The organism is Mesorhizobium sp. M4B.F.Ca.ET.017.02.2.1 (assembly GCF_003998955.1).
In the GTDB taxonomy this organism is placed as follows: domain Bacteria; phylum Pseudomonadota; class Alphaproteobacteria; order Rhizobiales; family Rhizobiaceae; genus Mesorhizobium; species Mesorhizobium abyssinicae.
In genome coordinates this window covers 1-13092 of the sequence record NZ_RZOF01000162.1, presented here as the reverse complement: position 1 = coordinate 13092, position 13092 = coordinate 1, and the positions used below count along the sequence as shown (strand labels likewise).

General features: G+C 66.0%; 14 protein-coding genes. 8 read left to right on the top strand and 6 right to left on the bottom strand.

Translation table 11 applies throughout. The annotated features are described in order from the left end of the window. From EN738_RS19350 to EN738_RS19315, 8 genes are all read left to right on the top strand, one after another. A partial coding sequence (locus EN738_RS19350; RefSeq protein WP_127285102.1) for an MsnO8 family LLM class oxidoreductase occupies positions 1-551 on the top strand: 551 nt, incomplete at its 5' end. An 83-nt stretch (positions 552-634) separates the two neighbouring features. Continuing rightward, entirely contained in the window at positions 635-1429 is a 795-nt protein-coding gene (locus tag EN738_RS19345) for an inositol monophosphatase family protein (protein ID WP_127285101.1), read from the top strand. A gap of 287 nt (positions 1430-1716) precedes the next feature. Then, positions 1717-3633 carry a molecular chaperone DnaK gene (gene dnaK, locus EN738_RS19340; protein WP_127285100.1) on the top strand — a complete coding sequence of 639 codons (1917 nt, stop codon included), beginning with the start codon at positions 1717-1719 and terminating at the stop codon, positions 3631-3633. 211 nt (positions 3634-3844) lie between these two features. After that, positions 3845-4975, top strand: a complete 1131-nt coding sequence (gene dnaJ, locus EN738_RS19335) for a molecular chaperone DnaJ (RefSeq protein ID WP_127285099.1) — start codon at positions 3845-3847, stop codon at positions 4973-4975. A 126-nt stretch (positions 4976-5101) separates the two neighbouring features. Then, positions 5102-5707: a phospholipid N-methyltransferase PmtA gene (gene pmtA, locus EN738_RS19330; protein WP_127285098.1), complete on the top strand. Its 606-nt coding sequence runs from the start codon at positions 5102-5104 to the stop codon at positions 5705-5707. 169 nt (positions 5708-5876) lie between these two features. Beyond that, positions 5877-6473, top strand: a complete 597-nt coding sequence (locus tag EN738_RS19325) for an NADPH-dependent FMN reductase (RefSeq protein WP_127285097.1) — start codon at positions 5877-5879, stop codon at positions 6471-6473. Then, entirely contained in the window at positions 6470-7177 is a 708-nt protein-coding gene (gene pyrF / locus EN738_RS19320) for an orotidine-5'-phosphate decarboxylase (protein ID WP_127285096.1), read from the top strand. Before EN738_RS19325 ends, pyrF begins: the two co-directional genes overlap by 4 nt. Positions 7178-7199: 22 nt before the next feature. Continuing rightward, positions 7200-7487 (top strand): DUF1330 domain-containing protein, encoded by a 288-nt coding sequence (locus EN738_RS19315; RefSeq protein WP_127285095.1) that lies wholly within the window; start codon positions 7200-7202, stop codon positions 7485-7487. Here EN738_RS19315 and EN738_RS19310 read toward each other — a convergent pair. The 6 genes from EN738_RS19310 to EN738_RS19285 all read right to left on the bottom strand — a co-directional run. Beyond that, positions 7484-8539: a D-alanine:D-lactate ligase-like protein gene (locus tag EN738_RS19310; protein WP_127285094.1), complete on the bottom strand. Its 1056-nt coding sequence runs from the start codon at positions 8537-8539 to the stop codon at positions 7484-7486. The genes EN738_RS19315 and EN738_RS19310 overlap by 4 nt on opposite strands. Positions 8540-8674: 135 nt before the next feature. After that, positions 8675-9556 (bottom strand): SMP-30/gluconolactonase/LRE family protein, encoded by an 882-nt coding sequence (locus tag EN738_RS19305; RefSeq protein WP_127285093.1) that lies wholly within the window; start codon positions 9554-9556, stop codon positions 8675-8677. After that, positions 9553-10194, bottom strand: a complete 642-nt coding sequence (locus EN738_RS19300; protein WP_127285092.1) for a 2-dehydro-3-deoxy-6-phosphogalactonate aldolase — start codon at positions 10192-10194, stop codon at positions 9553-9555. The genes EN738_RS19305 and EN738_RS19300 overlap by 4 nt, the downstream gene beginning before the upstream one ends. Beyond that, entirely contained in the window at positions 10191-11126 is a 936-nt protein-coding gene (locus EN738_RS19295; protein WP_127285091.1) for a 2-dehydro-3-deoxygalactonokinase, read from the bottom strand. Before EN738_RS19295 ends, EN738_RS19300 begins: the two co-directional genes overlap by 4 nt. Beyond that, complete coding sequence (locus EN738_RS19290; protein WP_127285090.1) at positions 11123-11890, bottom strand: SDR family oxidoreductase; 768 nt, start codon at positions 11888-11890, stop codon at positions 11123-11125. The genes EN738_RS19295 and EN738_RS19290 overlap by 4 nt, the downstream gene beginning before the upstream one ends. Before the next feature lie 153 nt (positions 11891-12043). Further along, on the bottom strand, positions 12044-13092 hold a 1049-nt coding region (locus tag EN738_RS19285), incomplete at its 5' end, for a GGDEF domain-containing phosphodiesterase (protein ID WP_145966880.1).

The window sequence follows — 13092 nt, the reverse complement described above, 5'->3', positions numbered from 1 at the left end:
TCCGCGCCGTGCCCGGCGAAGGCCAGAAAGTGCCGGTCTGGATCCTCGGCTCCAGCCTTTACGGCGCGCAGCTCGCCGCGCTGCTCGGCCTTCCTTACGCCTTCGCCTCGCATTTCGCGCCGGCCGAGCTCGACCATGCGCTGGAAGTCTACCGCTCGCGCTTCCAGCCGTCGGCTGAGCTCGACAGGCCCTATGTCATGCTCGGCCTCAACGTCTTTGCCGCGCCGACCGATGCCGAGGCGCGGCTTTTGTTCACCTCGCTGCAGCAGGCCTTCGTCAATCTGCGCACCGGCCGGCCCGGCCGGTTGCCGCCGCCGGTCGAGGGCTACGAGCAGACGCTGGACCCGATGGCGAAGACCATGCTCGGCCAGGCGCTGTCCTGCGCCGTGGTCGGGTCGCCGGAAACGGTGCGGCAAGGCATCGACGCCTTCGTGCGGCGCACCGGCGCCGACGAGCTGATGGTGACGGCGCAAATCTTCGACCATGCGGCCAGGGTGCGCTCGTTCGAGATCCTTGCCGACGTCCACAAATCGCTGTCGCAAGCGGCCTGAGACCGACAAGGCGCTTTTGCCTGCTTTTGCCGGGCAACGCCTTTTGCTATGGCGGACCACCCATCCCGACCGAGAGCCTGCCCGTGACAAATGACCTCGACGCGCGAACGCGCTTTGCCATCGACCTCGCGCGACGGGCCGGCGAGCTCGGGCTCAAATATTTCCGCGACCTGGAAAACCTGACCGTCGAGAGCAAGGGTCATCAGGACCTGGTCTCGGACGGCGACCGCGAGGTCGAGCTGTTCATCCGCGCGGCGATCGCCGACGCCTATCCGCAGGACGGCATCGTCGGCGAGGAACATGCCGCGGTCGCGGGCACGACAGGCCATGTCTGGGTGATCGACCCGATCGACGGCACCGCCAATTTCGTGCGCGGCATTCCGGCCTGGTGCGTGGTGATCGCCTGCGCCAGTAACGGAGAGACGGTCGTCGGCGTCATCCACGAGCCCTCGACTGGCGAGACCTTCCACGGCCATCGCGGCGGCGGCGCCTTCGTCAACGGCAGGCCGATCACGGCGAGCAAGGGTGCGAGCCTCACGGAAGGTTCGGTCGGAACCGGGCTGTCGAACCGGGCCAACACCGAGCATGTCGCCGTGCTCATCCGCCAGATCATGGCCGAAGGCGGCGTCTTCTACCGCAACGCGTCGGGCGCGCTGATGCTCGCCTATGCCGCCTCCGGCCGTCTGCTCGGCTATGTCGAGGAACACATGAACGCCTGGGATTGCCTGGCCGGCATGCTGCTGGTCGAGGAAGCCGGCGGCTCGGTCCTCACGCCTGATCCGGCAACCGTCATCGGCCAGGGGACGAAGGTGATCGCCGGTGGAAAGGCGATCTTCCCAAAGCTGCAGGCACTCTGCGTCGAGGCATTCGGGCGCTGATTGCGGCGGCTGCGACGTTTTTGCCCGCCTCGGATTCGGCAAGTTTGGCCATGTCCGGCGGCAAATCGGCTGCGGTACGCGTGATTTAGGCCTTTTCCCTGCCGTGGACCGGGATAGTGGACGCCTTGCGCAGAATGCTTGCGCGCCGTCCGGCCTGTTCTTATATACGCGCCAAGCCGTTCGGCGCCGGAAAGCCGGTTGCCGGAACGGGATTTCTTGTGAACAGGGGCTTTCGTCGGAACGCCTTCACGGGTCCTGAGAGCCTGCTTAGCGGAGAGACTAGAACAATGGCAAAAGTAATCGGTATCGATCTGGGAACGACCAACTCCTGTATCGCCATCATGGATGGCAAGGAGCCGAAGGTCATCGAGAATGCGGAAGGCGCGCGCACGACACCTTCCATCGTCGCCATCAGCGGCGACGGCGAGCGCCTCGTCGGCCAGCCGGCCAAGCGCCAGGCGGTCACCAATCCTGAAAACACCATCTTCGCGGTCAAGCGCCTGATCGGCCGCCGCTATGACGATCCGGTGACGGAGAAGGACAAGAAGCTTGTCCCCTACAAGATCGTCAAGGGCGACAATGGCGATGCCTGGGTCGAGGCCGGCGGCAAGAAGCAGTCGCCCTCGCAGATCTCGGCCATGATCCTGCAGAAGATGAAGGAGACGGCGGAAGCCTATCTCGGCGAGAAGGTCGAGAAGGCGGTCATCACCGTTCCGGCCTATTTCAACGACGCCCAGCGCCAGGCGACCAAGGACGCCGGCAAGATCGCCGGCCTCGAGGTGCTGCGCATCATCAACGAGCCGACCGCGGCAGCCCTTGCCTACGGCCTCGACAAGAAGGACGGCAAGACCATCGCCGTCTATGACCTTGGCGGCGGCACCTTCGACATTTCCGTGCTCGAGATCGGCGACGGCGTCTTCGAGGTGAAGTCGACCAATGGCGACACCTTCCTCGGCGGCGAGGATTTCGACATGCGCCTGGTCGAGTATCTGGCGGCCGAGTTCAAGAAGGAACAGGGCATCGACCTGAAGGCCGACAAGCTTGCCTTGCAGCGCCTGAAGGAGGCGGCCGAGAAGGCCAAGATCGAGCTGTCGTCGACGACGCAGACCGAGATCAACCTGCCCTTCATCACCGCCGACGCCACCGGGCCGAAGCACCTGACGCTGAAGCTGACCCGGGCGAAGTTCGAGAGCCTGGTCGAGGATCTCGTCCAGCGCACGATCGATCCCTGCAAGGCGGCGCTCAAGGACGCCGGCCTGAAGGCCGGCGAGATCGACGAGGTCGTCCTGGTCGGCGGCATGACCCGCATGCCCAAGATCCAGGAGATCGTGAAGCAGTTCTTCGGCAAGGAGCCGCACAAGGGCGTCAACCCCGATGAGGTCGTGGCGCTCGGCGCCGCCATCCAGGCCGGCGTGCTGCAGGGCGACGTCAAGGACGTGCTGCTGCTCGACGTGACGCCGCTGTCGCTGGGCATCGAGACGCTTGGCGGAGTGTTCACCCGCTTGATCGAGCGCAACACGACGATCCCGACCAAGAAGAGCCAGGTGTTCTCGACCGCCGAGGATAGTCAGTCGGCGGTGACCATCCGCGTCTTCCAGGGCGAGCGCGAGATGGCGGCCGACAACAAGATGCTCGGCCAGTTCGACCTGGTCGGCATCCCGCCGGCGCCGCGCGGCGTGCCGCAGATCGAGGTCACCTTCGACATCGACGCCAACGGCATCGTCAACGTCTCTGCCAAGGACAAGGGCACCGGCAAGGAGCACCAGATCCGCATCCAGGCGTCCGGCGGTCTTTCGGACACCGACATCGAGAAGATGGTCAAGGATGCCGAGGCCAATGCCGAGGCCGACAAGAAGCGCCGGGCCGTGGTCGAGGCCCGCAACCAGGCCGAGGCGCTTGTGCATTCGTCGGAGAAGTCGCTGAAGGAATATGGCGACAAGGTCTCCGAGACCGAGCGCACGGCGATTTCCGATGCGATCGCGGCGCTGAAGACCGCCACCGAGGGTGACGACGCGGCCGAGATCGAGGCCAAGACGCAGGCGCTCGCCGAAGCTTCGATGAAGCTTGGCCAGGCCATGTACGAAGCCTCGCAGAAGGAAGCGGCCGAGGCCGACGCCAAGGCGGACGCCGCCAAGGACTCGGACGTGGTCGATGCCGACTTCGAGGAAATCGACGAGGATGACGACAAGAAGAAGTCGGCCTGAACCGTCTGACGCCAGATAAAGCGAAAAGCCCGGCGCAAAGCCGGGCTTTTTTGCAACCCTGGCTGAAAAAGTGCTAGGCGCGGCCGAAAAAACGCGGGCAAACCCGCGTCGAGGCTGGCATCCGGCCACCATCGCACCTAAATCGAAACGACGTGCCGGCAAACGACGCAACAGTGCATCAAGACGTTGAGCATCCGGACTGCGGGAAAAAATGAAAGCTGATTTCTACGAGACGCTGGGCGTGCAAAAGGGCGCCGACGAGAAGGAGCTCAAAAGCGCTTTCCGCAAGCTCGCCATGCAGTTCCATCCCGACCGCAATCCCGGCGACCACGCCTGCGAGCACAAGTTCAAGGAAATCAACGAGGCCTACGAGACACTGAAGGACCCGCAGAAGCGCGCGGCCTATGACCGTTTCGGCCACGCCGCCTTCGAACATGGCGGCATGAATGGCGGCGCGCAGGGCTTCGGCGCCGGCGGCTTCGCCGACATCTTCGAGGATATTTTCGGCGACATGATGGGCGGCCGCCAGCGGCGCTCGTCGGGCGGCCGCGAGCGCGGCGCGGACCTGCGCTACAATATGGAAATCTCGCTGGAGGAGGCGTTCTCCGGCAAGACCGCGCAAATCCGCGTGCCGGCCTCGATCTCCTGTTCGGAATGCTCGGGCAGCGGCGCCAAGCCGGGCACCCAGCCGGCGACCTGCTCGATGTGCAACGGCCACGGCAAGGTGCGCGCAACGCAGGGCTTCTTCTCGATCGAGCGCACCTGTCCGCAGTGCCAGGGCCGCGGCCAGACGATCAAGGACCCGTGCCCGAAATGCGCCGGCCAGGGCCGCGTCACCGAGGAGCGCTCGCTGTCGGTCAACATCCCGGCCGGCATCGAGGACGGCACCCGCATCCGGCTTGCCAATGAGGGCGAGGCTGGCTTGCGCGGCGGTCCGTCTGGCGACCTCTACATCTTCCTCGCGGTCAAGCCGCACGAATTCTTCCAGCGCGACGGCGCCGATCTCTATTGCAAGGTGCCGATCTCGATGACGACGGCTGCTCTTGGCGGTTCGTTCGAGGTGACGACGCTGGACGGCACGCAGACCAAGGTGAAGGTGCCCGAAGGCACGCAGAACGGCCGCCAGTTCCGGCTGAAGGGCAAGGGCATGCCGGTGCTGCGCCAGCCCAATGTCGGCGACCTCTACATCCAGACCGCGGTCGAGACGCCGCAGAACCTGTCGCGCCGCCAGCGCGAGCTGCTGGAAGAATTCGAGCAGTTGTCCTCGCAGGACAATTCGCCCCAGTCGAGCGGCTTCTTCGCCCGCATGAAGGACTTTTTTGAGTCGTTCGGCGATCGGTGACCGTTGGAAACGGCATGCATCCGGGATGCTTCCCGAGCGTCATCAACACCTTATGCCAGGTTGACGCCTTGCCTTGTCCCACCTAGCTGCTAATTAGCGGGTCGGGGAGCGTTGAGGAGAGCTCGCATGGCACGTGGTCCCGGATTGCGCAAGTCGCTGGCGGAGAAGTTCGACGACGAGCTGAAGTTCTTCAGGGGCTGGATCGACAAGCCGAAGACGGTCGGCTCGATCGTTCCCACGAGTTCCATCACAGCCCGCAAGATGGCCTCGATCGTCAACCCGAGATCCGGCCTGCCGGTGCTCGAAGTCGGACCCGGCACGGGCGTCATCACGCGTGCCATCCTGGCCCAGGGCGTGAAGCCGGAAAATCTCTACGCCGTCGAATACTCGACCGATTTCGTGCGTCATCTGCGTCAGCTCTATCCCGGCGTCAACGTCATCGAGGGCGACGCCTTCAATCTCAACGCGACGCTCGGCGACAAGCGAGACATGGTGTTCGATTCGGTCGTCTCCGGCGTGCCACTGCTCAACTTCCCTGTCGCCCAGCGCATCGCCTATATCGAAAGCCTGCTCGACCGCATCCCCGCCGGCCGGCCGATCGTGCAGCTGACCTACGGTCCGCTGTCGCCGATCCCGCCCGGCCGTGGCGACTACACGGTCAAGCATTTCGATTTCATCATCCGCAACATTCCGCCGACGCAGCTTTGGATCTACCGGCGCGAGGCGCATTAGATGAGAAGGGAATAGGGGAGTACGGCAGTAGGGGAGTAGGGAAATCGAGCCGTTACATTCCCCCTGTTGCCCTACTCCCTTACTCCCTTACTCCCCTACTCCCGGTTCCTCATCCAACCGTTGATTTGAACGCCCCCTTTCTGTACCTGTCCCAGAACAAGGGTGGCCAATGGCAGTAATCCCAAGAATCCTCGTCTTCGCCGGATCGGTCCGGTCGGGCGCCTTCAGCGGCAGGACCGCCGACGTGGCGCAGCGAGAGCTTGCCATGCAGGGCGCCGAGGTGACGCGCATCTCGCTCGGCGACTATCCGCTGCCGATCATGGACGAGGACCTGGAAAAGGAAGAAGGCATTCCGCAGAATGCCATGCGGCTCGGCCGGCTGATCGCCGGCCATGACGGGCTGTTGATCGCAACGCCGGAATATAACGGCTCGATCCCGCCGCTGCTCAAGAACAGCGTCGACTGGGTGAGCCGGATACGCCGCGACGGCAGCCGCTCGTTGAGGCCGTTTCCGGGCAAGCCGGCCGGCCTTTGCTCCTCCTCCGACGGCAAGTTCGCCGGCATACGCTGCATCAATCATCTGCGTGCCGTGCTGGTGCGCTGCCAGGTCGAGGTGGTCACGCCGGAATGCTCGGTCTCGGGCGCCAGCGACGCCTTCGACCAGGATGGACATTTCCGCGACGAGAGACTACGCCAATCGATGGAGCGCCTATGCCGCACACTGATCGAAACCTCGCGCATGCTGTCCAGCCGGATCGAGGCATGATTCCCGAACATGCCGACACCATGCGCGACAGGCTGATCGTCGGCCTCGACGTGCCGACGCTGAAAGAGGCCGATAAGGCCGTGCGCGAGCTTGACGGCACTGTGTCCTTCTACAAGATCGGCTATCAGCTCGCCTTCGCCGGCGGGCTCGACTTCGCCCGCGAGCTTGCCAGCGGCGGCACCAAGATCTTCCTCGACATGAAGCTGCTCGACATCGACAACACGGTGGCCAAGGGGGTCGAGAACATCGTCAGGATGGGCATGTCGATGCTGACCATCCACTCCTATCCGAAGGCGATGCGGGCAGCGGTGGAAGCGGCCAGGGGCAGCGATCTTTGCCTGCTCGCGGTCAGCGTGCTGACCTCGATGGACGAGCAGGACATGATCGACGCCGGCTACGAATACGATCCGCACACGCTGGTGCTGCGGCGCGCCGAACAGGCGCTGCATGCCGGCATGGGCGGCGTCGTCTGTTCCGCGGAGGAAGCGGAAGCCGTGCGCCGGATCGTCGGGCCGAACATGGCCGTGGTCACGCCGGGCATACGGCCCAAGGGAAGCGACCACGGCGACCAGAAACGGGTGGTGACGCCGGCCCAGGCGATCCGCAACGGCTCCAGCCATCTCGTGGTCGGCCGGCCGATCGTCGCCGCCGACGACAGGCGCGCGGCGGCCGCAGCGATACTTGACGAGATGCGCTCGGCGTAACGCCGCAACCGGGAGAAGAAGCATGCCAAAGGGATACTGGGTCGCCCGCGTCGATGTGCGCGACGCCGAGGGCTACAAGGACTATGTCGCCGCCGCGAAGCCGGCGTTCGAGCGGTTCGGCGCGCAGTTCCTGGCGCGCGGCGGCGAGCATGAGAAGGCCGAGGGGGCGGGCCGCGCGCGCAATGTCATCATCGAGTTTCCGTCGCTCGCCGCGGCGCATGACTGCTACCACTCGCCGGAATACCAGCGCGCCGTCGCCATCCGCCAGAAAGTGGCCGATGGCGAGATCGTTCTGGTCGAGGGCGTCTAGCCTAGCCGGGTCCTCGCGGTTTCAGCCATCGCATCGGCGAGGCCCAGCCCCCATTGCGAGGCGCAATAGGCGCGAAAATCGAAGCAGGGCAGGCCGGGGCAGACCTCGAACTCGATGAGATGGACGGTGTCGTCGGCCTCGAGCCTGAGATCGATCGAAAAGACGTCCTTCAGGCCAAGCCCGCCAATCAGCTTTTGCGCCATGGCGCGGATCGCCCGATCGGCCGCCGGCTGGCTGGCGGCGACAGGCTGGAGCTCAGGCTCGGCATAGGTTCCAGCCGCCTTCGCGACCACGCCGGTGTCGCCATAGAGCGCCAGGCTGTCAGCCATGGTCTGGAAATCGCCACCGGACTCGACAAAGGCGATGCCGAGCGCCTCGACGCCGGTGTCTGGCTTCAGGCCGAGGAAGCTGGCGCGAACATTGCGGCCGGCGACATAGGGCTGGACGACGACATCGTCGCGATAGTGGGCAAAGACACGCCGGCTAAGCTCCAGCGCATGGCCAAGATCATCGACGCGCGAATCCGGCCAGATTCCGATCTTGGCACCGAGCCGGTTCGGCTTGACGAACCAGCCGGCTTGCGAGGCCGGGGGCGCGACCAGCCAGTTGCCGTCCCGCGCCAGGCCGGCCCGCGGCACCGGCAGGCCGAGCGCGTCGAGCACGGCGCCCGAGCGGAACTTGTCCTGGCAGAGCGCGAACACGGAATCATCGGCGCCGATCGTCCGCAGCCCGTTCAACCTGGCCAGCGCGGGCGCGGCGCCACCACGGAAATAGGCGACGCCGTCGGTCAACGTCCAGACCAGGGTGGCCTCCCGATCAGCGCCGGCAAGCACGCCGGCGGCTTCATCCAACTCGACCGGCGCGAAGGCGAGGCCGCGTTTGTCGCAAGCCGCGGCCAGCGCGTCGAACTCCGCCGCCAGATCGGTCGACTGCGCCAGATAGGACGAGATTTCGGCGGCACGCTCCGGCGCATGGCCGTCAGCGACAAGCCGTTCGCAACAGGCTCTTTCCGGCTCGTGGACAAGGATCAGTCTCGGCTGGTTGCGCGGCATCGAATGGCAAGGCTCCCGGCGGTCATGCCGCTACCATCGCACGACTGCTGCGATCGGCTTTCGCGAAACCGACCGGGGCGGGCGGATGCGTGACAGAACCAGGTCCCAGCCCGCAAAGCGGGCCGGTGGCCCGTATCAGGCGATCAGCACGCGCGGCTCGAAGCGGCCGTTGACGGGAATGCCGAGCAGGAAGGTCATGCCAGCTTGGGGATCGAGCTTGCGCTGCTTGTCGTCCTTGCCCTTCCACGCCGAGGTCACCGCCAGCCTGTCGGCCTTGGCGCCGACAAAGGCCGGGCAGGAGGGCTGCGTCACCGGCATCGGGATTTCGCGCAGCAACGCGCCGTCGGGCGCATAGGCCTTGACCACCTTGCCGCCCCAGACAGCGTTCCACAGCACGCCGTCGCGGTCGACGACGGAGCCGTCGACATAGCCCATCGATTTGCGATGGTCGACGAACACTTTTGGTTCACCTACGGGCAGGCCGGTTGACGCATCGCAGGCGACGCGCATCAACAGCCCGGTCGAGGTGTCGGTGTAGTAGGCGATCTTTCCGTCCTCGGAGAAGCAGATCGAGTTCGACACGGTGATGTCGGAAAACAGCCGGCGCAACTCGCCCTTGAAGAACCAGTAGATCGCCCCGGCGCCCTTGCCCTCGTCCTTGCCCATGGTGCCGACCCAGAAGGCGCCGCAAGGATGGACGCGCGAATCGTTGGAGCGGGTCAGCGGATTGTCGGCCTCGATCGCGGTGTGCAGCGTCAGCCTGCCGGTCGCGACGTCGCGGACATGCAGGCCGGTCTCGGTGGCGATCAGCTGGCGGGCGTCGTCGATGATGGCGAGCGCGCTGGCCATCAGGCCGAGCTCATGCACCTTCAGGACGCCGGAGCCCACGCCCTGCTCCAAAAGCAGGCCGTTGACGATGTCGAACCAGAACAGGGCATCGCTGCCGGGGTCGTAGCTCGGCCCCTCGCCTAGCTGGCAGATATGGTCCGAGAAAACCGAAACGCCGTTGTCCATCATGCCTCTCCCCCGAATGCCGCGTCCCAGGCGGTTACGGCGGCGCGGGCACGGGTCGCCACCTCCTCGACGCTCATGCCAGGCTTGAACAGGCTGGAGCCGAGGCCGAAGGCGCTGACGCCGGCCGATTTATAGCCGGCGAAATCCTTGTCCGACACGCCACCGACGGCGCCGACCACAATTTCGGCCGGCAGCACCGCGCGCATGGCCGAAATGCCGCCGGCGCCAAGCACGCTTGCCGGGAAGAATTTCAGCGCCGAGGCGCCGAGCCTTATCGCCAGGAAGGCCTCTGTCGGCGTGAACACGCCGGGCATCGTCACCATGTTGTAGGTCATGGCGCGCCCCATCACCTCGGCATCGATGTTGGGGCTGACCAGCAGGCGCCCGCCGGCCTTGTGCAGGGCGTCGACATCGGCCACCGTCAGCACGGTGCCGGCGCCGACCAGCGCCGTCTTCGGCAACGCCTGCACAAGGCTGGCGATCGAGACGAAGGGTTCCGGCGAATTGAGCGGCACCTCGATCGCCTCGATGCCGGCATCGAAGATCGCCTGGCCGATCGCCACCGCTTCGCCGGGTTTCAGCCCGCGCAGGATGGCGACGAGGCCGCGCTTGAGGTTCGGAAACGGTGCGGTCTGGGTCACGCGGCGGCTCCAATCATGCCGTTCTCGCGCGCCGCCTCGACGAGGCCGGCACGCACTGCTTCATCGGCGTCAACGGTTCTGAGGGCAAGGCCCGCGACGCCCAGCGCGGCGCCATAGAGCACAGCGAGGGCGCCGGAGGCGACCAGCACGACCGGCTCATCGCCGGCGCCATAGCGGCGTTTTGCCGAAGCGATCTCGCCGCCGAGCAGCAACCCCGACAGGCACGCCGCCGCATCGTCGGACTGCAGGTCGTGCAGCAGGCCGGCGGCGCGGATGGCAAACAGCTTCGAGGTGACGTCGCCGCCCTCGCCGAGCGCTCGTTCGCACCATTGACGGAAGAAGGGATTGTCAGCCGCCACCGCTGCCGGATGCTCGCCCAGCGAATGGCGCAGGATCGAATGCGCGGCCAGAACCGAGAACAGCTCGCCCGTCGGCCAGGTGCCGAAGCCGGCGACGGCGCCGTCCTCGACGGCCACCCATTTCGAATGCGTGCCGGGCATGCAGACGAGATGGCGACCCTTTGCCGGCAAACCGGCGCCGGCAAGCTGGGTTTCCTCGCCGCGCATCACGTCGGGCGCATCGGCCAGCCGCTGGGCAAGGCCCGGCACGATGCGGATGTCGCGGCCCTGGCCGGGAACCCTGATAGCGCCGGCCAGGATGGCGCCGATCGGCGCCGGCACGGTGACATAGGGCGCTTCCAGCCAGCCCTGGCGGGATCCGGCCATGCCGCAGATGATGACCGGCAGCGTTTCCGGCGCGCCCATGGCGGCCAGGTGGCCCTCGAGAACCGTCGAAAACCCTTTCTCGCGCGCGGTGATCAGCCCGTCGTCGCCGCGACGCTCGGCAAGCACCTTGCCGGCGTCGTCGAGCAACCAGGCCCTGAGCCTGGTCGTGCCCCAGTCGAGCGCCGCGACCGCGGGCGCCGCGCTCACAGGAAGCCTCCATCGACGATCAGCATCTGCGCGGTCAGCATGCGCGAGGCATCCGAGGCGAGGAACAGCACCGTGCCGACGATGTCGTCGGGCAGCATGACGTCCTTGATGCACTGTTTGGCGACATGGGCGGTGAGCGACCCTTCGGTGACCCAGAGCTCCTTCTGCCGTTCGGTGATCACCCAGCCCGGTGCGATAGCGTTGACCCGGATGCGGTCGGCGCCGAGCTTGCCGGCCAGGCCCTTGGTGAGGCCGAGTATGCCGGCCTTGGCGGCGGTGTAGGCCGGCATATCCGGATGGTTGATCAGATAGGAGGTCGAGGTGAAATTGATGATCGAGCCGCCGCCGGCCCGCTTCATGCCCGGCGCCACCGCCTGCGCGGTGAAGAAATGCGGGCGTAGGTTGACGGCGAGGTTGTTGTCCCAGAACTCGACGGTGACGTCCTCGACCGCGTGGCGGTCGTCAAGCGCGGCGTTATTGACCAGGACGGTGACGTCGCCATGCGCTTCAGCCGCCCTGGCAGCCGAGGCGCGCAGCGCCTCGATGTCGCGCAGATCGGTCTTGAGGTAGAGCGGCCGCCGGCCTTGCTCCTTCTCGACGCGGTCGGCAAGCGCGATGCTCGGACCGTCGGCGATGTCGATGAAGGCGACCTTCGCGCCTTGCCGGACAAAGCCCTCGGTCAGCGCCGCGCCAATACCGGAACCGCCGCCGGTGATCAGCACCGAAGCGCCTTCGAGATCGGCAAAACGCGCCGATGGCATCATGTTTTTTCTCCCTGGCCAAGTCGGCGCGCATCCTATCCAGACAAGGCGCGCGGGCAAGGCATAAACGTCAGATTTTCGAGCTTATGTCTGACAAAAAGGCAAATCACGCCCGCACCGGATGAAGGGGCTGGCTGAATCCGTGCGGAACGGCGTTCAGATCGCCTTGGCGTGCAAGGCGCCGCGATAGGAATCGCGCAGATAGCCGAGCGTGGCGTCGGCATCGACCGGCTTGCCGAACAGGTAGCCCTGGCCGCCGGCGCAGCCGAACTGGACGAGGCGGTCGGCCTGCGCCTCTTCCTCGATGCCCTCGGCCACGACATCCATGCCGAGCCCCTCGCACATGGCGAGGATGGCGCGGATGATGTGCTCGGACGGGCGGTCGTCGAGGATCGAGGAGACGAAGGCGCGGTCGATCTTGAGCTTGTCGAAATGGAATTCGCGCAGGCGCCCGAGCGAGGACTGGCCGGTGCCGAAATCGTCGAGCGAGACGCGGATGCCGACGCGGCGCAGGTCCTCGACGATCTTCTCGGCCGAGGCCGGATCGTTCATCAGGCCGGTCTCGGTGATTTCGATCTCCAGCCGGCGCGGATCGAAGCCGGTGCGGTCGAGGATCGCCAGTATGTGCAGGCCGGTGTTCTGGTCGACGAGCTGCGACGGCGACAGGTTGAAGGACAGGAACAGGTCCTTCGGCCAGCTGCGGGCTGCCTCGGTGGCCTTGCGCAGCACCAGCTGCGACAGCGGACCGATGATGCCGCGCTCCTCGGCGATCGGGATGAACACGGTCGGCGGCACGGTGCCGAGGTCGCGGTCGGTCCAGCGCGCCAGCGTCTCGAAGCCGATGGTGCGGCGGGTGTTCAGGTCGACGATGGGCTGGAAATGCGGCTCGACCTCGCCGGCCGAGACGGCGCGGCGCAGCGCCTGCTCGATGCGGGTGACGCGCTTGGCCGCCTCCTCCATCTCGCGGGTGTAGACGACGACGCGGCCGCGGCCGGAACGCTTGGCATGGTAGAGCGCGGTTTCGGCCTTGTTGAGCAGGATGTCGGTGGTCTCGTCGCCGGAATAGAACAGCGAGCAGCCGACCGAGGCCGATAGCCTGGCGGTGCGCTCGCCGACGTCATAGGGCGCCGACAGGATCTCGATCAGCATGCGCGCCTTTTCGGCCGCCGCCTCCTCTGAGAACACCATCGGATAGAGGAAGGCGA